Raw genomic sequence first — 22,953 nt, forward strand, 5'->3', positions numbered from 1 at the left:
GTTTATTAAATCAATTAAACGTTTTACAGGGCTTTTATGCTTCGTTCTTCTTACCGCAAATTCAGCCTTCGCAGCGGATGAGTATACGAATGCGCTCGACAATTTTTCTCACGCAACAGAAACAAGCCAATACATTAATTCTGCTTACGGATACGCTTTGTTCCCCAGTGTAGGGAAAGCAGGTTTTGTTGTTGGCGGAGCTTACGGAAAAGGTCGAGTATACAAGCAAGGTACATTTATCGGAGTCTCAAAAATCACTCAAGCTTCAATCGGATTTCAATTTGGCGCTCAAGAGTACAGTGAAATCATCTTTTTTAAAGACAAATCAACCTATGAAAAATTTATTAAGGGTAACTTTGAACTCAATGCTCAAGCCTCTGCGATTGTGGTTAATTTAGGGGCTTCTGCACAAGCTGGAACGACAGGAAACTCTGCCGGAGCTGGTCAATCGGGTGGTGCTCAAACATCAGTTGGCTCCTATGTAAATGGCATGTCAATTTATATTATTCCTAAAGTCGGTTTCATGGTTGAGGCTTCCGTTGCAGGACAATCTTTTACTTTTGAACCGAAATAATTGAATCAATACGGTGCTGAGCCTTCTTACGAGTCAAAGTGATAAGGTCAGTAAAACTCTTAAACAACACAAGACATTACTGCTATGAAATCGAGTTTTCTGCTAGGACTATTTGCAATGACGAGCTTTACCGTCGCAGCATCTAATTATCAATTTCACGAACAACAATATCGACAAGATGTAAAAACGCTGTCTTCGACTAAGTTTGCTGGTCGAGGACCATTAAGTCCACAAGAAACGCTGACAACAGACTATTTAGTCAGTGCTTATAAAAAAATGGGTTTAGCGCCTGGATACAAAGGCAAATACCTACAACCCGTGCCTATGGCAAAGATCACTCCCGATCAAAATATGACACTTAAGGTTGGTCATGAGTCGTTTAAAAATCTAACAGAGTTTACGGCGAGAACGCAAAGGATCAGTAAAACCATTGCATTAAAACAGAGTGATGTTGTATTTGTTGGTTACGGGATTAACGCACCTGAATACCATTGGAATGATTATCAAGGCCTTGATGTTAAAGGTAAGACTGTCATTGTATTGGTCAATGATCCAGGTTTTGCTACTCAAAATCCTAAATTGTTTACTGGTAATGCAATGACATACTACGGTCGCTGGACCTACAAGTATGAGGAAGCCGCTCGACAAGGTGCCAAAGCAGTATTCATTGTTCATGAAACGGCACCTGCAGCATACGGTTGGGGAGTGGTTAGAAACTCAAATAGCGGTAGCAAATTAACCTTAATTGATGCTCATGATAACCAAGATCAAGTTGCAGTAATGGGATGGATTCAACATCAAACTGCACAAAAAATCTTTAAAGAAGCAGGGCTTAATTTTGATGAGTTAAAACAAAAAGCTGATACCAATAAATTTAAAGCCGTTGACTTGAAGCTTGCTGCGAATTTAACGATAAATAATACGATAGAAAAGGCCACGTCTTATAATGTGGTTGCTAAATTACCAGCTAAAACAGTCACAAATGAAACCGTCGTCATGCAAGCGCATTGGGATCATTTAGGACAGATAACGGACAGTAAAGGCAAAGTACATACTTATCATGGCGCTGTTGATAATGCGTCAGGCAGTGCTGGCGTTTTAGACTTGGCGCGCAATTTAAAAGTCATGGCTAAAAACAAACCATTCAAGCGCAATATTCTTTTTGCTAATTTTACCGCAGAAGAAACTGGGTTAATTGGTGCACAGCAATTTGCAAAAGCACCACCCGTTCCGACCAAAGATATTGTAGCCTTTCTCAATATTGATGGTATGAACGTCAATCAAGGTGTTGATTACATTTTGCGTTATGGTAACGGTATGTCGGAATTGGAGCATTATTTGGCAGATGCTGCAAAAGCTCAAAATCGATTTGTTAAGCCTGATCCTCGTCCGCAAAATGGCTTGTTTTTCCGTTCAGATCATTTCGCATTAGCGCAAGCTGGTGTGCCTGGATTGTTGTTCATGAGTCTCGGGGATACAGACCCTGATTACATTGCGCATAAGTATCATAAAGAAGCGGATACATACTCGTCATCGTGGAATTTAGGTGGGGTAAAACAAGACTTAACTTTGATCAGTAATATTCTCCTCAAGCTTGCCAATAATGATGATTGGCCAAAGTGGTTAATGGATTCAGACTTTAAAAAACGTCGTGCTGAAGATGGTAGGTAGATAAGTTCATGAGTTTTGTAACAGGCAACACAATATTAATTGTCTGTTACATTTAGCCTAGAAGTCTTTGATTGAAAGCTTTATTTGTCTCTTGCTCTAATTGCTCATTTAATTGCTCAAGATTATCCCTGGTCCTTGTAGTCATATGTGCTAAATAATTAACCCTGTCATCAAGCTCTGCACAACGATTTAATAATTCAATATTGGCAGGATTGTTTGGAATTAAATTTATCAATTTAGCGAGCCTAACAACCGAGCATGATTTCAAAGAGAGCGAGAGTTTGGCATTTGTCAGACGATCAGTAACAGTTGCTATAGTGTTACTAGTAGCAAACAAATTAAGCATTTGTGCAATTTCACAGCATGGAAAAAGAGTCAGTTGTTCCTTAATGCTATCAGGATTAGATTGAGCTAACTTAACTACATCATTCATAGCATTTTGAGCTTTGCTACCAGCATTGGTCTCATTTTCTGTTTCGGAATTCTTACTTGGGAAGCTATCTATGTCACAGGGTTTATCAGGGTCAAAAGAGGCGTCAGTTTTCATTTGTTCAGCATCCTTCCTTAATTCTTGGTACTTGATATCGCTGAGTGTTTGCTTTCTATCAGTGAAGCTTGACTCATTGAATCTTATACTTCGAAGTAATGCCATTGCTTGTTGATAATCAAGAGCTAAACAGAGACTTTTGAATTCTGCCTCATTTAAATAATAAGAAGCGAAGTATTGACATTTTTCGAAGGGAATGACTCTAAAGTTGCCTTGTCTTTCTATTGGCAGGCACTTTAAGAGTAACTTTATATCTTCTCTGTTCTCCTCTCTCTCTATCATTTGTTTGATTAAAAATGTAATTTGCTTGTCAGTTAAGTATTTAGCCATCGCTGGAATAATTTGTGAGCTATAATTTTTCCTTTGCTTGAGCTGCTCCATATGTGTGAGTAATTGGTCATTCGAATCTTTTCGTAACAGACTGCAAAGCTGGATTCCTGAAAGGCGTTTTCCTACTGAAGGACTGCGAGTTGTATCTATTAGTGCAGCAGTAGTTGGATTTTTTATACTAGGTTGGAGTTGAGAATTAACCGTTGCTAAGGCAAGTATTTTTTGTGCAGTCTTATAACGAAGACTATTAGTTTCTACAGTGACGACTTTAGTAAAATTAAAGAAGCCCAAAATATTCTTGCGCCAAGTTACTTGCAATTCATTTTTACGATTAACCGAAAGAGTGTAAGTCAATGACTTGCTCTCTCTTTGAAAAATGATTTCAATTTCACCCTGTTGATCATCATCTGGTTTTTTCAACTGACTTACTTGTTGGCACTCTAATACATGCTGAAATAAACCTTCAGTTGAAGATACACTATGAGTTGTCATCGCCAAAACTCCAAAATACTCATGATGGATATGATGAAAGATAAAGATTTTGATGTCAGTGTTTATTATTAGAATTTAATATTCCCTAGGTTTCATTAATCAATTCTTAATATTCTCTCTAAACAGAATATTTTAAAATTGCTACAAACAACGTGGGCTTTATTACACAATTGCTTTTGGAGACGCTTGGGTGGCATGAGAACAGTATTAATAAGGATTAATTCTTTTTTCCTGTTGTTCCCCGAAGTTAAAGTAAACACAGCAAGAAAAATCAAAAAAGCCAATCACCAATCTTCTACATTACACCTCAACAGCACGACAAATCTTCAACCCATTATTTGAGGTGTTTATATGAAAATCACAAAATCGATTGTAATCAATCGACCTGTAGCTGATGTATGGCAAATTTTTGGCCCTGAACTTGACCAAGCCATCTATGGATGGGACCGATTCCACATTCTTATGCTATTGGTGAGAAAAAATCAGGTGGTGGTATGCCAATGGAAGGGCGTATTTGTCTCTTGAGTGATAATCTCGATGGCGCCAAAGCAAAAGAAGTTTTATTACAGTATAGTGATGCTGAAAAATCACTGACCTTTGAAGTGACTTCTATCAATGTCCCAGCCATCGTTCCAATTAAGCGAAATGTGGTGCAAATGTCTGCACAGGCCATAGGTACAAAAAGTACAAGGGTAACATGGGTGGCTAGACCTGAGCCTAAACTGTTGGCGTATCCTCTATACCCATGATACCTGAAGATGCTCGATTTCAGCGAGAATGCACAACTTGTTAATCAAGGCTACGGTGTGCGGCAATAGTGAACTATTGTTAGCACTGGCAACGAAGAGTAACACGCTGTGCAACTCGCACTGCGTGGACTTCTCAGCGCCAATTCTTCTTTGTTACATTAGCTCGAAAGAATCCCGATATTCCTTCGCTAATGCGCCTCAAAGAATTGGCGCTGAAAAAGTCCTGAAACATGCATCTTCAAGTATCATGGGTATATATCCATTGCTTAGGTTTGGTGCATCAATAGCATTTGGCAAATTACTGGGTGGTTTGAAAACTTATAGCTTGTTTTTACCAAACAAGCTAAACAACTAGCTTAGTGGGAACTTTAGATGATGTTACCAGTATTTTTGATAACGAAGGTGGTTGCAAAAGATAACTCCAGAGATCAAATCGATTCCGAGTGAACAAAGATTGAGGGAGGTAGCCCCCTCTCATTATTTAATCATCTGAGCGATTACATTTCACATTCATATCAAAACAAGCGCCACCTTTTTTATTACAAGCTGCTAAGGTCTTGCCTCTGGCTTCTGCTTCTGTGCGTCCTGTGCCGTAGACGCCACCGGCGGTAATGTCATCTAAATAACAACCCCACTGGCCTTTGGTGCCATCATCAATTTGAATATTTGATCCTCTATCGTAACTGCCATTAGCAATGACACTCTTTAGATGGCGGACCTCTTTTTTGAGCATTCGAACTTCATGTCTGAGCTTTTGAACTTCCGCATCTTGGTTGTCGTCATGTGCCCACACTGTAGAAGAAACACAGAAGAGAATTACTGTTGTAGCTATTGATAGTTTCATTTCTTTTTTCCATTTGCTTTTGATCTCCATCCTATGGAGGAATAACTGAATTATAGCTGACTGCTGGAAAACTATTTAAGTGCCAGTGGAGCGATGCCTTCTTGCTGGTGTCGAATGACAGCAATTTTGTCTAAACGAATTTTTCGAAGCTGGCTGGATGTTTCTATTGTTAACCATTCGCACTTATTGGCGCTGGCTTCAACGTTAATCGCTTTACCTGCAACTTCTTCACCGCACATGAGCTCAACTAATAGAGATCTCTGGCGAATACAAGCTAACTCTATATGATCATAATGTGCGCATTTTATTGGGTGATACTTGTCCATTGATACTTCTTATTTATGGTTGTCTAGAATATTGACCTGAGTAATTTGTCCAATATTTCAACTGAAATGTATTTAGGGCTTCGCTGGTCAAATAACAAAAGTGAGTAGGAGTTATTATGAAATTTGGATTAAAGTTCGTGTCACTGTTATTTTTTTTGTCAATTTTTGCGGTGCCGGCACAGGCTCATAGCTATCGATACTTTGAAAAGCAGAGTAACGATAAAGCACCAATAATGATTGAGTTATTCAGCTCACAAGGTTGCAGCAGTTGCCCGCCAGCGGAAGAGTGGATATCGACTTTTATGAAAAACAATAAGTTGTGGGACACTTATTTCCCTGTCTCATTTCATGTGAGTTATTGGAATTATTTAGGTTGGAAAGATCCATTTTCTGATCGCCGTTACAGCAAGCGCCAGTATGATCATTTGAATCTCCTCAACATTAGGCAAGTGTATACCCCTCAATTTGTTGTAAATAGCCATGAATGGCGTGGGTGGTTTAATCGAGATTATGATTCGCTTAAGCAAATAAAAACGACTCATGCACCTAAATTAACGCTGCATATTGAAAATGGAAACATTGATGCTTTTCTTAACGAAAAGTTCGTTAATCCCTCAAATTATCAGTTTCATCTTGCTTTGGTTGGTAGCGGTTTTGAAACTCAAGTGACTCGAGGTGAAAATCGCAGTAAAAAGTTAAAGCAAGACTTTACGGTGCTCAGCTTTCAAACACTAACCAGCAATGATAAGTCTCATTTTATTGGTTCAGTTGAACCGATGCCTGAACTGTCAAAAGAAGCAAAACAATTAGCGTGGGTCGGATGGATTGAGCATGAGGGTAAGGTGATTCAAGCTGTAGGAGATTGGTTAGGAGAATAATCACTTTGGCAAATTGCGGCCTGTTATCTTTACAGAGGTTTAGTGACCTATATCACGCTCTGGCGGGCTGTAAACTTGACTTTGATCACGCTGATGCCTAGTCTGGCGCCAAATTTAGCCGTGTTAAGAGACGCTCCCTAAGTATGAAAATAGATTATCAATTAAAGCCTGAAACAGAACGTCGTCAACAGCAGTTTGTTCCGGAAGGTGAAGTCGGTTTCGGTCGTTTAAGAACGGATCATATGTTCTTAATGGATTACGAAAACGGTGAGTGGCAAAACGCTCGAATCGTTCCTTATGGCCCAATTGAAATGATGCCTGGGGCAATGTGTATTCACTATGGCCAATCTATTTTCGAAGGTGCTAAAGCCTTTATGCGTGATGATGGTGAGATTTATACGTGGCGTATCGATAAGAATGCGGAGCGCATGAATAACTCTGCAGAGATAGTGTGTATCCCTCATCTTGATGAAACAACTCAGCAGCAAGCGATCCATGCATTGATTGATATTGATAGGCTATGGTTTCCGAAGCAGCAGGGCGCTTGTCTGTATATTCGTCCATTTATTTTTGCAACGGAAGACCGATTGTCCGTTAGTCCAAGTGAAAAATATACTTTTTGTGTTGTGATGAGCCCAAGTGGTGCTTATTACAAAACAGGGGCGAATAATGCCATTCGTTTATTGATTACAGAAACCTACCATCGAGCGGTACCTGGCGGTACAGGCTCATCAAAAGCCGCAGGTAATTACGCAGCCTCATTGCGTGCAGCTAAACATGCGGCTGATTTTGGTGCGGCGCAAGTACTTTATCTTGATTCAACCAATACCAAGCTTGAAGAAGTGGGTGCGATGAATCACTTCCATGTGCGCAAAGACGGTACGATAATCATTCCAGAGTTTACAGATACCATTCTAAAATCAATCACCTCACTTTCTATGTTAGAAATGGGTGAGATGCTTGGTTGTGAAGTAAAACAAGAAACCGTTTACCTAAAAGATTTCATCGCTGACATCGAGTCTGGAGAAATTGTCGAAGCTGGTGGCTTTGGTACTGCGGCAGTAGTTTCGCCTGTAGGTTCTTATATCTTTGAAGACAAACGTGTTATTACCGTAGGTGACGGTAACGTTGGCCCTACTATAAAGAAAATGTATGAGCTTTATACGGGGATGCAGTTGGGTAATGTTGAAGCACCTGCTGGCTGGGTACAAAAAGTTGAGCGTCAGCACGGTTAGACTGATGTTTTATCGATAAAATAAAGCCCTTAATCCTAGAAAACTCAGTTGGGTACGTTCTCAAGCGAAGAAAAAATTGTCGGTAGCAAGGCAGAACGTGCAGCAAGTAGTTAATCTACTTGCAAATGTTCTAACGTAGATAACGGCAATTTTAGCCAGCTTGTGAGCGTAGAGCGATTCACCCAATAGGTGATAACAGTTAATCATATTATTTTCTTACTTTCATAAGCTTAAAAAGTTATTTAGCGTTCAACTGAGTTTTTTAGGTTAATTGGGCTTTTTTATTTTTGGACTTTGAATTCATGGACAGAGCACCAACAAAAATCACATTTTTTGAACGATTTGAACCTATTATCGTTTCAGGTGATAAAACGATAACCATTCGTGACGAATCAGAGAGTCACTACGTACCGGGCACGTCGGTGTCTGTTCATACTTTAGAAACTGACCGTCATTTTTGTGATATCACAATCTTATCTGTAATTCCCATTAAATTTGATGAGCTGAATGAATTTCACGCTCAACAAGAATACATGGCGTTACCAGAACTTAAGAAAATCATCCGTGAAATTTATCCTGATATCGAAGATTTATATGTAATTAGCTATCAGTTAGGCTAGTTAACTCGAAAACACTGTCTAAACTGATGTGCGGTAATAGTGAGTCAGGTAGCTCTTTCTCAACTCGCCCAAAGGCTGGATTAAGCCATGCTGCTTGGCAGCCAAATAAACGGGCACCCACAACATCTGCAGCAAAGTTATCTCCAACATGAAGTATTTCTTGTGGTTGCACTTGAAGACGAGAACAGGATTCAATGAACATATCCGGTGCTGGTTTCATTCGATGACCATTACCCGCATGTAATATGAATTCGAAATACTGTGCAATGCCAATTCGTTTAGGGTCGACGTTGCCATTCGAAATACCGATGAGTTTGAACTTTGTGGCAAGAAGCTTCAACAGTTCGATGCTTTTTTCTGGCACTTTAAAGTCGCTGCGGTAATGAAGAAAATGTTCTAGTCCAGCTTTGGCACCTGAATTGGCGTCTTGTTGGTTTAATCCCATACTAAGCAAAATACGTTTCGCATTTTGCTCACGACTTTGCCAAGTATCGTGGCTAATCTCAGGTTGCTCTGATTCTAATTTCTGTTTTTCTGCTCGCCAATATTCACTTTGCCACTGGTGCTCTGCTGGATAATGTTTTTGCATAAAGCTTAAAAATTCTGATTCTGCTTTTAGGATATATGGACGATTGTCGTAAAGCGTGTCATCTAAATCGAAACTGATGACTTTAATTGGCTTTAGGTTCAGAAAACATCTCATTATTTCTTGTTCCTTTTTGCTCGTGGGTGAGCCCCGTCATAAGCATTTGCGAGGTGTTGAAAATCAAGGCTAGTATAAATTTGCGTTGTAGATAGATTGGCATGACCAAGCAGTTCTTGTACTGCACGTAAATCAGCACTGGATTCGAGCATATGAGTCGCAAACGAATGCCTCAGTTTATGAGGGTGAACGTTCGTCGATAAGCCTTGTTGTTGTGACCACTTATTTATTCGAACTTGAATACTTCGATGCGAGAGACGTTTACCTTGTTTCGTGATGAACAGTGCATCGTCAATCGTAGGTAGTGTGGCTCTAATCGTTAACCATGACTCAATGGCTATTCTTGCTTCTTTTCCCACTGGTAGTACTCGAGCTTTATCACCTTTACCAATAACAGTAACTTGGTGGTAGCTGGTATCGAAGTCTGTAAGGTTTAATGAAGCCAGTTCAGCCAAACGTAAACCGCTGGAATAGAAAAGTTCCATAATGGCTTTATCACGAAATGACAATTCATCTGTGGTCTCGATATTAAGCAGATGATCGACACTATCAGCATCAAGGTTTTTCGGTAGGTGCTTGTTTTGTTTCGGCGCTTTCAACGAGGTACTGGGGTCGGTGTCAATGATTCCTCGTTTGTATAACTGTTTAAAAAACTGTTTAGTGGCTGAAAGTGTCAGTGCGATTGAACGAGGGCTTAATCCCTGACGATGGATTTTAGCCAGCGCATTTTGTAAGTGCTCAAAAGTAATGTCAGTCCATGCAGTTGTCTCAGGTAGACATTGTTGTATGCGTTGCAATTCTTTTAGATAATTTTTAACAGTATGAGGTGAGAGTTGGCGTTCAGACGTTAAGTAGCGTTGGAACTGTAAAATATGTAGGTCGGATAGAAACGGCTCAGTCATATTAAAACTGACTGAGCTTGAAATTTAGCAATTTACACAGCTGAGCTAAAAATAATGTGTCCATATCAGGCTGGAAATGTGCAGCATTTGGGCTGGCAACAGCAAGGATAATACGCTTACATTCAGATTCAGGCGTTAAACGAGATAATGCGACGGAACCAACTTGGCTACCAAACAGTTTTTGTGACTCATCTTGTGTGAGTCGACCCAAATAAAAACCACCACTCATGCGGTTCTTCCAGATCTGCATGACTTCATCTTCAATTTTATGCACGGTAATTAAACGTACATTTGTAAAACCGAATTCACGCTTTAGTTCATCAGCCAGTAGTCTTCGTAAGGTGTCGAAATCTTCACAAGTCATTAGCTTAAAGGCCAGATCAGTATTAAAACGTAAAATGCGCTCATTTTGACTTGCAATGTTCATCAATGTGGTCACTTCTTCTTCAAGCCTAACCACTTTTTGGCGAAGCGCTTCTTGCTGACGCTCAACAATCGAAACCGTTCCTCTTTGTTGATGGGGCAATCGAATGGTTGCCAGTAAATCAGGAAATTTCTCAAAAAAGTCTGGATTATCGGTGAGGTATTCGTATACCAGTTCAGCTTCCAGTTGAGGTAATGTCTTTTCAGATTCACTTTGTTTCTTGGTCATCGCTGAGTTGGTCATAGCTGTATTTGTCCATCATATACATGTTGAGCAGGGCCGGTCATCCACAGTGGTTTTCCTTCACCTTCCCAAGAGATTTTGAGGCGACCACCCGGCAAATCGACGCGAACTGATTTACGTAATTTATTCAGACGTTGGCCAACCACCACAGCAGCGCAAGCACCACTACCGCAAGCTAGGGTTTCTGCAGCACCTCGCTCATAAACTCTTAACTTTATATGATCTGGTGCAACGATTTGCATGAAGCCAACGTTAACGCCTTTTGGAAAGCGCTCATGGGTAGAAAGTATAGCGCCAATTTCATCGACGGGTGTTTTTTCAATATCGTCGACTTCTAAAACACAGTGCGGGTTGCCCATAGAAACAGCGCCACAGAGGAATGTTTTTTGATCCGCTTGGATCAAATACGTTTTTTCGGTCTTTTTGGCCTTCAATGGAATGCGGTTTGGATCAAGAATCGGAACGCCCATATTTACCGTGACATTACCATCGCGTTCAAGGCGTAATGTCATTTTCCCTGTTGAAGTACTTACCCGAATTTTATGTTTTTGTGTTAAGCCTTTATTCTTTACAAAACGGGCAAAACAGCGAGCTCCATTGCCACACTGCTCTACTTCACTGCCATCAGCATTAAAGATACGGTAATGAAAATCGAGATCAGGATCGTATGGAGGCTCAACAAGCAAAAGCTGATCGAAACCTATGCCAAAATTGCGATGTGCAAGGCGTTTTACTTGATCTGGAGAAAAGTAAACATTTTGGGTTATACCATCAACAACCATAAAGTCATTGCCCAGCCCATGCATTTTTGTAAAGTGGATCAAATGCTTTTCCTTATTAATAATGATGTTTCTATTCTACGGCAGTAACTGCTCGCCTTGCCAGAGTTGCGATAATTTTTCTCGATACCTAACGACATAACTTTGGTCATCATCAACTAAGATTTCGACTGGGCGAGGGCGAGTATTATAGTTAGATGCCATGGTAAAACCATAAGCACCAGCTGAGCGAACAGCTAGTAGGTCGCCACTTTCAACGGCCAGCTCTCTATTTTTTCCTAAAAAGTCGCCGGTTTCACATACTGGGCCAACCACATCATAATTTTGTTTTGGGTGGTCTAATTTTTCAACTTCGATAATCTGATGAAAAGCTTGGTAGAGCGATGGCCGTAACAAATCATTCATTGCCCCATCAACGATCGCAAAATGCTTATCTTGATTTTGTTTAAGGAATTGCACTTGAGTAACAAAGACCCCAGCATTTGCAGCAATGGCACGACCTGGCTCAAAAATTAATTTCAAATCTCTATCGCCCAAACGCTCTAATACAGCAGCAGCATATACGTCTGGGTGTGGTGGTTGCTCACCGTCATAAGGTACTCCGAGTCCGCCACCAATATCAAAGTGATGAATCTTAATGCCTAGGGTTCTTAATTCGTCAATCAGAGCAAGCAGCCTATCCATTGCATCTAAAAAAGGCTGTATTTCAGTGAGCTGAGAGCCAATATGACAATCGACACCTTTAATATCAATATTAGGTAATGATGCTGCTAGCTGATATGTATCAATGGCATCATCCATTGATATACCAAACTTGTTTTCTTTTAAGCCTGTTGAGATATAAGGGTGTGTACCTGCATCAACGTCGGGATTAATTCGAAGTGAGACTGAAGCATTCAAATTGAGCTTAACAGCCACTTGGCTCAGTAGTCTCAGTTCGGGTATAGATTCAACATTAAAGCAGTAGATATTTTGCTTTAGAGCGTATTCCATTTCTTCAGCGGTTTTACCAATGCCTGAGAACACGACTTTTTGTGGATCGCCGCCAGCTTCAATCACACGAGCCAGTTCACCGCCTGATACGATATCAAAGCCGCTACCTAGACGTGCAAGTACATTAAGAATGGCAATGTTGGAATTTGCTTTTACTGCGTAGCAGATCATATGTGGATGTTTGGCTACTGCTTTATCAAATGCGTGCCAATGACGTTCCAATGTGGCACGCGAATATACATACATAGGTGTACCGTGTTTTTTTGCTAAGTCTTGAATGTTGCAGTTTTCTGCGTATAACTGTGAGCCTTGATAATTGAAATGATCCACTCTGCTACCTTTAGTTTTTTCTATTAATTCTGGTTTTGTTCTTTATCACTCTTCTCGTCAGATGCTACTTTTTTCTTTGGAGTTGGTTTTGTTTTTTCGGTTTTAGGTTGGTTACTGTCTGCTTTAGGCTCTAGATATAAAGGCCCTTTTTGACCGCACGCAGAAAGTAACATTACCAAGCTTAAAAAAATAATCGTCTTATTCATGTAAAGTCTGTTCTTTCAGATAAGATATAAAGAGTTATAATCGCATTCAAATCGAAAAAAGCAAAGGGTATAGTCCGATGAAAATGACGGATACTGAATATCACCACAAAGTTGATGAAGTTTTTAGTGCAATTGAAACAGCAATTGAGTTTGCGATTGATGAACAAGACGCTGATGTTGATATTAATGCCAGTGGCAATGTTTTAGATCTTGCTTTCGAAGATGGCTCAAAGATTGTGATCAACAAGCAAGAGCCATTGCATGAAATTTGGTTAGCTACTCGTTTTGGTGGTTTCCACTTTAAGTTTGATGGCGAAAAATGGTTTGATGATCGTAACAATTGTGAGTTTACTTCTCACATTGTTGATTCGATCGAAAAGCAAAGTGAAATAAAAATAGAATTGAATCTCTAGGGGTCGTACCCAATTAGTCATTTCAATTTGTTACTGGCTAAAATTTACAAAATCGAGGCACGAAGACTGAAATTTAGTGGGCTAAATGAAGGACGAGTAACAAAGAGTTTGCAAATTTTAGCCGTAACCCGAAGGGCTATGTACATTTTTTTTCTTTGAAATAAAGAGTTTCTGTGTTGCCAAATGCTTATGTAGAGTAACTACACCTCACATTTGTCACCTTGAATAAACAAAAAATTTACAACAGCAAAAAGAAATAGTTAATTGGGTACGCCCCTAGTCATGTATGCCGCAGGTATCTCGTATGAGAATGACTGCGGTATCAAAAGTTTGTCAATTGATCTTCTGCTGACATGCCAAAAGGGATGACCTGTAAATGACCTTCGATTCTTTCAAGTTGAAAAAACTGAGGAAGGTTAAACGGGTTTTTATGATTGGTTATCTCATCAAACGCATAATGTCTGCTGGTGGTTGAAACCAATTGCTCTATAGTTTGGCTGTGCTGTATGTAATGACTCAGTTCATTCGCATCATCAAGTACAAAGACTTCTATGTCTTCTCCTCGTTGCCTTAAAAAATACTGAATGGCGTTTCGTGCTGCATAATCTAAAATCACAGGAGGTGCGCATGTCATCGGGTCGTCACACAGTGTTGGTCGAGGAAGTTGAGTCAAGGTATCGCAACTTATTCGCTGGTAGAATGACTTAGGATCATGGAGATCTTGGCAAGCAATGTTATGGCTATCAATAAAAATACCGTAACGTCGTTCTCCGATATGTACAGGTTGCAAAAGTGTATTGTTATCTGTGGCTTGAGAGCTTAATCGAACAGTATTACGGATGAGTTTAGCAACCGAATGTTCTAATTGATTTTGTAATCGTTTTGAACAGCTTAATACTTCAATGGAGACATTATCTTTAGCCCGTTTTAAGCCGGGTGTTATAAAGGTGATTAAATCTAAAATTGCTAATTCACCTTTATAGTAATGGCACTGCCACTCACCCCAACTGTTTGTGGTTAAGATATCAATGCTGCCAAGCAAGTTTTGTTTTTTCCGTCCCATGGAGAATACGTTTGCATTGAGCACATCGACCATAAGTTCTTGGCCATTCCATTCGCAAGTGGGATCAGATTCTAGATTAAGCAAAACGATGACCTGACTGTAATGCCAGGGTTGGAATAAATCTTGTTTGGTTATAGCTGATGCATCAGGCATTGATTTTATTCGCTGGATCAGCTGTTTGTTTATTTTAGTTAAATCACTACTTTTAGGCTCTCGAGTGCCAATTTTATACCAAGCTGTATGTTCAACAGATACTTTATTAAAGCAAGCCCACATCAATAAACCAGCTTGTGTTTTAAAGTGACAAAGTGGTGATTTACCTAATAATTCTCGCGCAATTTTTGCATGGCCATACAAATAATAATCGCCGTCTCGGTTACTTTGAATATAACCAAGCTCATCCTCTGTTATATCATTACTCCACAGGCAATTGAGCTTACTAATTTGATGACCGTCGGAGTGGAAAAAGGTATGTAACTTTCGAGAAAGCACATTCAGCTCTCCTACTTTTAAACTATCATCGAGTTGATACTCTGAAGCAAAAGAGAGTAAGGTTTGATAGCTTGCTAGCATGAAATTACTCAGTTGAGCATTAAACCATTTCAATTGTCCGCAATGCCAATTTCTACAATTATCAAGTGTTTCAATCAGGCTGTCAGACCAATTCCAATCTTTAGTTAATTGGCGCATTTTTTCTATTCGCCAATCTGGAAAGTCGGTTTGGACAGAAAGTTTGAAACCGCACTTCAAATAAAAACTACGTCTTAATACATCTAAGCGACGAAGATCTTGTTGTTCGAGCAAATAGGTTTCTAAATAATCATAAAGCACAAAATATGCGTCGTTTTCGACAGAAAAATTACCTTCATAAGTGAGCTGCCAAATTTTGTCAGTTAACAGAACTGGGTTTGGGTAATTGTTGGCATAAGCCTCTAAAAGCAAAACTTTTAAGAAAGCTTTGTGCGGCTTTTCTATCCCTTTGTATAGGTGCCATAATGAAGCACCAAAATATTCACTGGGAGAAAGTTCTCTCATATCACCCAAGTGCAATAAGTCCGGGTGTTCTTTAATGTGTGGCCACCAGGCTACAATTCGGCCTGCTAATTTCACTTGAGAACGGTAAAACTCTTCAAGAAGTAGCCAGCGTTGGGCACTACCGCTGTGCTCTTTGCCAAGATGTTGAACTTTACTGCTTTGTAATTCTTCTGCACTTCGAAATTGATATGGATGTACTAAATAAAAGTTGACTTCCAAATCATAGTGCAAGAACCAATGGCTTAACTTGTCTAATTTTTTTCTTAATGATTTAAGCTGTTTTTCGCCCAGCTCAGATTTGTGAACTACCCAGATATCGACATCGCTATAAGCACTATGACCAAAGCTTCCTAAGCTGCCCATGGCATATAAGCCTTCGAAAACATAGGGTGTATCAGGAACCGTTGCAGGAATTGGAAAGTTAAAAATTTCACAGTCTTCGTTTAATTCTTCAGACATAGAAAAGTCATAGACGCCACAAGGAACTGTACTATTAATGAATCCAGGTAAATCTTGATGATTATGCTGCAACAAAAAGGGGATCAACCGAAACAGTCTTTGCTGCATAGGTTGCATCAAAGATAAGGCTCGGGAAAGCCTTGCCTGATTGAGTTGTTCTGCAAGTTCAGAAAAGTGTTGTTGTTGAAGCATCCGGCTCTTATACCACTGACCGACAGTTTCTTCATGCTAGCATTTTTGCAGAAATCAGCAAGTAAAGTAGATCTCGATCACATAATCGTTGATTTTTTTTGCTTTGGATCACTTTTTGGTTTTGTGTGCAAGCTATTGAAATAATGGTTTTAAAATTCCACGTTAGATTCGTTTTAATCATTCACGCAGTGCGAGTTGCACAGCGTGTTACTCTTCGTTGCCAGTGCTAACAATAGTTCACTATTACCGCACACCGTCGCCTTGATTAACAAGCTGTACATTCTCGCTGAAATCGAGCATCTTCAGGTATCATGGGTATAAATGAAAATGATCTTCAAAATGGCAACTCTGCGGCCACAATGATAGCATTACATCTTTAGTGGTTTTTTATGGAAGTTACCATGGCTCAAGCGCTTATCCGCATCGCAACACGCAAAAGTCCACTTGCCATGTGGCAAGCAGAATATGTAAAAGCAAGATTAGAAGCAATTCACTCTGATTTAACCGTCGAACTGGTTCCAATGACCACTAAAGGTGACGTCATTTTGGATACTCCACTTGCAAAAGTTGGCGGTAAAGGACTTTTCGTTAAAGAACTTGAAGTTGCAATGTTAGAAAATCGTGCTGATATCGCCGTTCATTCAATGAAAGATCTACCCGTTGAGTTTCCTGAGGGGCTGGGGTTACATGTCATTTGTGAACGTGAAGACCCTCGTGATGCTTTTGTTTCTGGCCGTTATAAGTCTATTGATGATTTACCACTGGGTGCCATTGTCGGTACTTCGAGTCTCCGTCGCCAATGTCAAATTCGTGCGTTACGCCCCGATCTGAAAATCAAAGATCTTCGCGGTAATGTTGGCACTCGCTTAGCGAAACTTGATAACGGCGATTACGATGCCATTATTCTTGCAGCCGCAGGTTTAAAGCGTCTTAAACTTGAAATGCGTATATCAAGCTTTATCGAGCCAGAAGTTTCATTACCTGCAAACGGTCAAGGCGCAGTTGGCATTGAATGCCGCATTAACGATGAACAAGTGAAAGCGTTACTGAAACCGTTAGAGCATGAAGAAACACGTATTCGTGTGCTTGCTGAACGTGCAATGAATACTCGCTTAGAAGGTGGCTGCCAAGTCCCTATTGGAGCTTATGCCGAAATTGAAGGCGATAAGCTAACCTTAAGAGGTTTAGTCGGTAATCCTGATGGTAGCCAAGTTATTTTTGATACTGTTTCAGGTAGTACATCGCAAGCGATTGAGCTTGGTGAGCAATTAGCCGATATATTGTTAAGCAAAGGTGCTAAAGAAATTCTTGATTCTGTATATGGGAAATAGATGAAAGTACTACTGACAAGGCCTAAAGGTTCTAATGAGTTAATGCTTCGAGCGTTAAATGATAAAAGCATCGAAGCCATTGAGACGCCGTTAATGGAAATAAAGCCTGCTTTGCCTTGTCAGTCTGTCGTTTTACAGCTTCCACAAGCTGATAAGATCATTTTTATTAGTCAGCACGCTGTTCATCAGTTTCGCTCATTGTTTAAAGTGCTTCCCGATCGTTGCCAAATCTTTGCTGTAGGTCAGCGTACCCGCCAGGCACTTCAAAAAATGGATATTCGATCTGTGTCCGTGGCAACTCAACGTCAAGACAGTGAAGGATTACTTATGCTTGAACAGCTAAAATCTGTTGAAGGTGAGGCCATCATTATTGTCAGAGGACAAGGTGGAAGAGAAAAGCTCGCAAGCGCATTAACTGAACGTGGTGCGGATGTTCACTATTGCGAAGTTTACCAACGAGTCCTACCAAAACTTCATCAGTCTGACATCTCAAAGTACTGGCAACAGCAAGGCGTTGATACCATTTTAATTACTAGTGGTGAGATGCTACTAAATCTATTAAAATTGGTGGAAAGTAAACAACAAGCTTGGATCAAAAGATGCAATATTCTTGTGCCAAGTGATAGGGTTTTGAAGATAGCGCTAAACGAGGGGTTTACTCGGGTTTTCAATGCAGAGGGAGCAAGTCAATCTGCTATGCTATCTACAATAGATAAAATTATTGATACTCTCAAAGAGTGATTGTTCAAGGATCCTTTAATGGAAAGCAAAGACCAGCAAGACCATTCAGAGAATACATCAACAACGCCATCTGAAGTAAAAAAGACGCCGACTAAACAAAGAGTGAGAACTCATGCTTCGAAATTATCTGTCGTCGGTAAGTTTTTTATTTTTCTTTCCTTTTCATTGGGCTGCCTTGCAATTGGTGGCGGATATTATCTTTATATTGAGCAACAAAAAAAGCAAGAAAACTTCGCTGAGTTGTCTCAACAATTAATGGTTCTCAAGAATAAGCTTGATACCCAATCAGCTACCGATTCAGATTTATCTAGCCAAACCGATACATTAAGTAATGACATTGATAAATTGCAGGTCGCTCAATCTCAATTACAAAGTAATATTTCGAACATTGCGCAAAGAAGCCCAAAACACTGGATGGCGGCAGAAGCTGATTACTTAGTGCAAATGGCGGGCAGAAAACTCTGGCTAGAACAAGACCCTATAACAGCTGCAAGCTTACTTAAATCAGCAGATTCTCAAATTGCTAAAATGGGGGATCCGTCATTATTACCTTTAAGAAAGGCTTTAGCGCAAGACATTACTCAAGTTAAAGGGATTAAACGCCCCGATATTTCAGGAGCGGTATATGAAATTGATGGCGTCATCGCCCAATTAGATCGCTTACCTCTAAACCAGGCAAGGCCGACAGAGTCGACTGAAGAGCAATCGCATGAATTGAGTAGCTCAGTGTTTGATTGGCATGCCAACCTTGATAAAACGTGGAAAGCGTTGATTTCTGATTTTGTTAAAGTCAGAAAACGTCAAACTGATCTTGCCCCATTGCTTTCACCTGAGCAAAGCTGGTATTTGGTTGAGAATATTAAAAATAAACTGCTTCAAGCTCAGCTAGCTTTATATCGAAATGATGATGTGAACTTTAAGCAGTCAATGAGACTGGCAAGAAAATGGGTATATGAATATTTTGACTTAAAAGATGATGCAACGAAAACGGTCTTAGCTTCTGTTGATAATATTTCAAAATTGTCTGTTCAGCCTGTTGCAATACAGAAGTTTCATTCATTGCCACTTCTCAAACAGTTAGTGACCTTTGGAGAGCTGAGTTCACCGAAGGAGAATGACCAATGATCAGGACATTAGCATACACACTGATCATAATAATTGGATTAGCGGTAAGTCCTTGGTTAGTTGATCATACGGGTTATTTATATATTGCATTTGGGGATTATGAACTCGAAACCAGTTTGGTTTTCGCATTATTTAGCATCATCATTTTTTACAGTTTATTACAATTAGCTGAGTGGGTGATCGTTGCAGTTCTTAACCTCTTAATCAAGCAAAGCTGGATACCTTCACGCTGGCGTAAAAATACAGCTAGACGCTATACCTTAACTGGCGCACTTGCTTTAGCTGAGGAAGATTGGCCTGCAGCAGAAAAAGCAATGTTAAAAGGTGCCGGAAATGGTGAAATACCGACTTTAAATTGGCTTGCTGCAGCCCGAGCTGCTCAGCATCAAAATAAACATGTCGAAAGAGATGAATATCTAGATAAGGCTGCAACAAAGTCAAATATCAAACAGGTAATAATAACTACTAAAGTAAGATATCTAATGCAGCAAGGTGAGCTAGATAGCGCTAGAGGTGTTTTGGACAGCATGCCTTCATCTAAAATGAATAAACCCTCTGTGCTCAAACTCGCATTGGAGCTTTATACTGAGCAAAAAGATTGGCAGGCAATAAAACTACTTTTACCTTCCCTACAAAAAAGTAAAGCTATAGCGAAGAGTGACGTCGAAGACTTAACGATTGAAACCAACCAAAAGTTGTTACAGCACACACTTCAAGCTAATGATATGGCAGAACTTGATAAAGTTTGGCATTGGTTGAGTAGAAGCGAACGCAAACAACCAGAATTAGTTGCACTTTATAGTAAAGGTTTGTGTAAGTATCAGCGTAAACCTGAAGCCTTAAAATTACTTTCGAAAGCATTGAAGGCTCAACCGAATCAAGCCATATTTTCAGTGATTCCTGACGTAACCAATGCAGAAGACAAAGACATTCGTAAGCAGCTAGTTTCTTTATTAGAAATATATGATAGCAATGCGGCATACCACCAATGTTTAGCGCTATTAAAAGTTCAAGAAAAGCTGATTTCTGATGCTATTGAGCATTGGAAAAGAGTTAATCACATCAAACCAACTCAATTCTCATTAGGTCAACAAGCTAAAGCCCATGAACAAGTGGGTGAACAAGCCCAAGCTATTAGTTGTTATAGAAAAGCACTGCTTGCCTCATAGGTAGGCAGTGTTAATCAGTTAATTTATTAAAACCCCCTCATTATCATTTTCTTGGATCCTCTTTGGCTCTTTGGTATTAACTCTTAGTAGTGTAAGTTCTAACTTATTTTTATTTTTTGTCATAAAAACAAAATAAAAAAATCCTTTAAAAATAGATAAATAAAATAAATACTGTTATATCTGTCAAATATTTGACCCCACTTTTTGACATGGTTAGAATAAGAGTACTAGTTCTAGAAATATAACAAAGTATTAGGCAATAAGTATCTTGCCTGACAAGGTCGTTGGGAGCCGCTATGAATCGAATTACCACCAATCAGGACGGTGTTGTTATTGCAGCACAAGGAAAAATTTCAGTCGAAGTCAATGGTCAAACACATCTCTTAGCGCTTGGACAGGCAATTCCTCAAAATTCTACAATTTCGTTTGAAGATGATTCTATTTTTGAAATCGAACTCGAAGATGGAACCGTTCAAACGGCTGAAACTTCAGAAATAACATCACAAAATGATGAAGCGCTAGCTGAAATCGAAGCATTACAAGATTTGATTGCTTCGGGTGAAGACCCTACTGAAGATTTACCAGAAACAGCTGCTGGTGGGCCACAAGGTAATCAAGGTGGTATTGATGTAGCAACGCTTGAACGTGCGGGTAATGAAACTATTGCCGACACAGCATTTGAAACCCAAGGCTTAACAGCAGCGATTCTAGAACAAAATGAACAAACAACACTGATCAGCGAATTTGAATCACAAATTAGTGCTGACTCAAACACGATTACCGAAGACTCAATTGCCACAGGTAACGTATTGAACAATGATTTTGATGCCGACAGCACACTATCTGTTGCAACATTTAGCGTAAATGGTCAAACACAAAGCGCTGGAGATACTGTCACGGTAGAGGGCGGTACACTCGTTATCAACGCTGACGGCAGCTACAGCTTCACGCCCGCTCAAGACTGGAACGGTCAACTACCCGTAATCACATACACCACCAATACGGGGGCAACAGCAACGTTGACCATTGAAGTCACGCCTGTTGATGACGCTTCCGTACTGGTCAATGATAGCAATACCATCGCCGAAGACACGGTTGCCACAGGCAATGTATTAACCAATGACAGCGATGTTGATAACGATCTCAGCGTTGTGAGCTTTACCGTTGATGATCAAACAATTACAGCAGGCACTGAAACCTCTGTTGAAGGTGGCACACTCGTTATCAATGCTGACGGCAGCTACAGCTTCACGCCCGCTCAAGACTGGCACGGTCAATTACCCGTAATCACATTCACCACAAATACGGGTGCAACAGCGACGTTGACCATTGAAGTCACGCCAGTTGATGACGTGTCAGTACTGGTCAATGATAGCAATACCATCGCCGAAGACACGATTGCCACAGGCAATGTATTAACCAATGACAATGATGTTGATAACGATCTCAGCGTTGTGAGCTTTACCGTTGATGGTCAAACGATTACAGCAGGCACTGAAACCTCTGTTGAAGGTGGCACACTTGTTATCAATGCTGACGGCAGCTACAGCTTCACTCCAGCCCAAGATTGGAATGGTACACTCCCAGTAATCACCTACACAACAAGCACTGGCTCGACAGCGACATTAACAATAGAAGTCACGCCTGTTGATGACGCTTCAGTACTGGTCAATGATAGCAATACCATCGCCGAAGACACGGTTGCCACAGGCAATGTATTAACCAATGACAATGATGTTGATAACGATCTCAGCGTTGTGAGCTTTACCGTTGATGGTCAAACGATTACAGCAGGCACTGAAACCTCTGTTGAAGGTGGCACACTTGTTATCAATGCTGACGGCAGCTACAGCTTCACTCCAGCCCAAGATTGGAATGGTCAATTACCGGTAATCACTTACACCACCAATACGGGTGCAACGGCGACGTTGACTATTGAAGTCACACCATTTGATGACGGCTTTAGTGATGACAACGAAGTGCGTGCCATCCAAGAAGGCGGCACTGCCGAAGGCAATGTGATTGATGGTGAGAGTGTTGATGGTGACATCAGCGTTCAGACGTTCCAAATCACAGGCAGCGATCGAGAATACGCTGCAGACGGCACTGCAGTTGATGTCACTGTGGACGGTGAAGTGATCGGTAGCTTCAGCTTAACGGCGACCGGTGACTATGTGTTTACGCCAAATGAAAACTGGAACGGTGAGTTGCCAACCATCACCTACACCTTGAGCGACGGAACCAGCACCGACACTTCCACCTTGGACATTGAAGTTGCGGCCGTGGTTGACGGCTTTAGTGATGACAACGAAGTGCGTGCCATCCAAGAAGGCGGCACTGCCGAAGGCAATGTGATTGATGGCGAGAGTGTTGATGGTGACATCAGCGTTCAGACGTTCCAAATCACAGGCAGCGATAGAGAATACGCTGCAGACGGCACTTCTGTAGATGTCATCGTGGACGGTGAAGTGATCGGTAGCTTCAGCTTAACGGCGACCGGTGACTATGTGTTTACGCCAAATGAAAACTGGAACGGTGAGGTGCCAACCATCACCTACACCTTGAGCGACGGAACCAGC

Annotated in this window: 22 protein-coding genes; 12 read left to right on the forward strand and 10 right to left on the reverse strand. The window is 40.5% G+C overall.

The window, feature by feature from the left end; genetic code table 11:
* The first annotated feature begins 4 nt into the window (after positions 1-4).
* Both JQC92_RS04015 and JQC92_RS04020 read left to right on the forward strand, forming a co-directional pair.
* Positions 5-574, forward strand: a complete 570-nt coding sequence (locus tag JQC92_RS04015; RefSeq protein WP_420851292.1) for a lipid-binding SYLF domain-containing protein — start codon at positions 5-7, stop codon at positions 572-574.
* Positions 575-658: 84 nt separating this feature from the next.
* Positions 659-2,245, forward strand: a complete 1,587-nt coding sequence (locus tag JQC92_RS04020) for a M28 family metallopeptidase (RefSeq protein WP_204998439.1) — start codon at positions 659-661, stop codon at positions 2,243-2,245.
* A gap of 52 nt (positions 2,246-2,297) precedes the next feature.
* Here the strand turns inward: JQC92_RS04020 and JQC92_RS04025 are convergent, their stop codons facing one another.
* Positions 2,298-3,614: a hypothetical protein gene (locus JQC92_RS04025; protein WP_204998440.1), complete on the reverse strand. Its 1,317-nt coding sequence runs from the start codon at positions 3,612-3,614 to the stop codon at positions 2,298-2,300.
* A 440-nt stretch (positions 3,615-4,054) separates the two neighbouring features.
* On the opposite strand from JQC92_RS04025, the gene JQC92_RS04030 reads away from it, so the two are divergent.
* Positions 4,055-4,363: an SRPBCC family protein gene (locus JQC92_RS04030; protein WP_204998441.1), complete on the forward strand. Its 309-nt coding sequence runs from the start codon at positions 4,055-4,057 to the stop codon at positions 4,361-4,363.
* 481 nt (positions 4,364-4,844) lie between these two features.
* Here JQC92_RS04030 and JQC92_RS04035 read toward each other — a convergent pair whose 3' ends face one another.
* Positions 4,845-5,207, reverse strand: a complete 363-nt coding sequence (locus tag JQC92_RS04035) for a hypothetical protein (RefSeq protein ID WP_204998442.1) — start codon at positions 5,205-5,207, stop codon at positions 4,845-4,847.
* Positions 5,208-5,278: 71 nt separating this feature from the next.
* Complete coding sequence (locus JQC92_RS04040) at positions 5,279-5,533, reverse strand: Rho-binding antiterminator (RefSeq protein ID WP_204998443.1); 255 nt, start codon at positions 5,531-5,533, stop codon at positions 5,279-5,281.
* 116 nt (positions 5,534-5,649) lie between these two features.
* On the opposite strand from JQC92_RS04040, the gene JQC92_RS04045 reads away from it, so the two are divergent.
* The 3 genes from JQC92_RS04045 (at position 5,650) to yqfB (ending at position 8,266) form a co-directional block, all read left to right on the forward strand.
* Positions 5,650-6,411, forward strand: a complete 762-nt coding sequence (locus tag JQC92_RS04045) for a DUF1223 domain-containing protein (protein WP_204998444.1) — start codon at positions 5,650-5,652, stop codon at positions 6,409-6,411.
* A 143-nt stretch (positions 6,412-6,554) separates the two neighbouring features.
* Positions 6,555-7,646, forward strand: a complete 1,092-nt coding sequence (locus JQC92_RS04050; RefSeq protein WP_204998445.1) for a branched-chain amino acid aminotransferase — start codon at positions 6,555-6,557, stop codon at positions 7,644-7,646.
* A gap of 302 nt (positions 7,647-7,948) precedes the next feature.
* Positions 7,949-8,266, forward strand: a complete 318-nt coding sequence (gene yqfB, locus JQC92_RS04055) for a N(4)-acetylcytidine aminohydrolase (RefSeq protein WP_204998446.1) — start codon at positions 7,949-7,951, stop codon at positions 8,264-8,266.
* On the opposite strand, the gene JQC92_RS04060 is transcribed toward yqfB, so the two are convergent.
* Genes JQC92_RS04060 through lptM form a run of 6 tightly spaced genes read right to left on the reverse strand, consistent with a single transcriptional unit; the run spans position 8,247 to position 12,846 of the window.
* Entirely contained in the window at positions 8,247-8,969 is a 723-nt protein-coding gene (locus JQC92_RS04060; protein WP_204998447.1) for an HAD-IA family hydrolase, read from the reverse strand. The two genes, yqfB and JQC92_RS04060, sit on opposite strands and share 20 nt — an antisense overlap.
* Positions 8,969-9,871, reverse strand: a complete 903-nt coding sequence (gene xerC / locus JQC92_RS04065; protein WP_204998448.1) for a tyrosine recombinase XerC — start codon at positions 9,869-9,871, stop codon at positions 8,969-8,971. Before xerC ends, JQC92_RS04060 begins: the two co-directional genes overlap by 1 nt.
* 1 nt (position 9,872) lies before the next feature.
* Complete coding sequence (locus JQC92_RS04070; protein ID WP_420851291.1) at positions 9,873-10,538, reverse strand: DUF484 family protein; 666 nt, start codon at positions 10,536-10,538, stop codon at positions 9,873-9,875.
* The gene (gene dapF / locus JQC92_RS04075) at positions 10,535-11,362 is read right to left on the reverse strand and encodes a diaminopimelate epimerase (RefSeq protein ID WP_204998449.1); all 828 of its coding nucleotides are present in this window, start codon (positions 11,360-11,362) and stop codon (positions 10,535-10,537) included. The genes JQC92_RS04070 and dapF overlap by 4 nt, the downstream gene beginning before the upstream one ends.
* Positions 11,363-11,395: 33 nt before the next feature.
* Positions 11,396-12,640 (reverse strand): diaminopimelate decarboxylase, encoded by a 1,245-nt coding sequence (gene lysA / locus JQC92_RS04080; protein WP_204998450.1) that lies wholly within the window; start codon positions 12,638-12,640, stop codon positions 11,396-11,398.
* A gap of 23 nt (positions 12,641-12,663) precedes the next feature.
* Positions 12,664-12,846, reverse strand: coding sequence for an LPS translocon maturation chaperone LptM (gene lptM, locus JQC92_RS04085; protein ID WP_129946114.1), 183 nt, complete (start codon positions 12,844-12,846; stop codon positions 12,664-12,666).
* A gap of 77 nt (positions 12,847-12,923) precedes the next feature.
* On the opposite strand from lptM, the gene cyaY reads away from it, so the two are divergent.
* Positions 12,924-13,259 carry an iron donor protein CyaY gene (cyaY, locus tag JQC92_RS04090; protein ID WP_129946113.1) on the forward strand — a complete coding sequence of 112 codons (336 nt, stop codon included), beginning with the start codon at positions 12,924-12,926 and terminating at the stop codon, positions 13,257-13,259.
* Positions 13,260-13,581: 322 nt separating this feature from the next.
* On the opposite strand, the gene JQC92_RS04095 is transcribed toward cyaY, so the two are convergent.
* The gene (locus tag JQC92_RS04095) at positions 13,582-16,008 is read right to left on the reverse strand and encodes a class I adenylate cyclase (RefSeq protein ID WP_204998451.1); all 2,427 of its coding nucleotides are present in this window, start codon (positions 16,006-16,008) and stop codon (positions 13,582-13,584) included.
* A 401-nt stretch (positions 16,009-16,409) separates the two neighbouring features.
* On the opposite strand from JQC92_RS04095, the gene hemC reads away from it, so the two are divergent.
* From hemC to JQC92_RS04120, 5 genes are all read left to right on the forward strand, one after another.
* Complete coding sequence (gene hemC, locus JQC92_RS04100) at positions 16,410-17,339, forward strand: hydroxymethylbilane synthase (RefSeq protein WP_204998452.1); 930 nt, start codon at positions 16,410-16,412, stop codon at positions 17,337-17,339.
* The gene (locus JQC92_RS04105; RefSeq protein WP_204998453.1) at positions 17,340-18,080 is read left to right on the forward strand and encodes a uroporphyrinogen-III synthase; all 741 of its coding nucleotides are present in this window, start codon (positions 17,340-17,342) and stop codon (positions 18,078-18,080) included.
* Positions 18,081-18,098: 18 nt separating this feature from the next.
* Entirely contained in the window at positions 18,099-19,205 is a 1,107-nt protein-coding gene (locus JQC92_RS04110) for a uroporphyrinogen-III C-methyltransferase (RefSeq protein ID WP_204998454.1), read from the forward strand.
* The gene (locus JQC92_RS04115; RefSeq protein ID WP_204998455.1) at positions 19,202-20,374 is read left to right on the forward strand and encodes a heme biosynthesis HemY N-terminal domain-containing protein; all 1,173 of its coding nucleotides are present in this window, start codon (positions 19,202-19,204) and stop codon (positions 20,372-20,374) included. Before JQC92_RS04110 ends, JQC92_RS04115 begins: the two co-directional genes overlap by 4 nt.
* Positions 20,375-20,670: 296 nt before the next feature.
* Positions 20,671-22,953, forward strand: a 2,283-nt coding sequence (locus JQC92_RS04120) for an Ig-like domain-containing protein (protein WP_204998456.1), incomplete at its 3' end; no start/stop codon positions are given.

Source organism: Parashewanella hymeniacidonis (genome assembly GCF_016900895.1).
GTDB classification, from domain to species: domain Bacteria; phylum Pseudomonadota; class Gammaproteobacteria; order Enterobacterales; family Shewanellaceae; genus Parashewanella; species Parashewanella hymeniacidonis.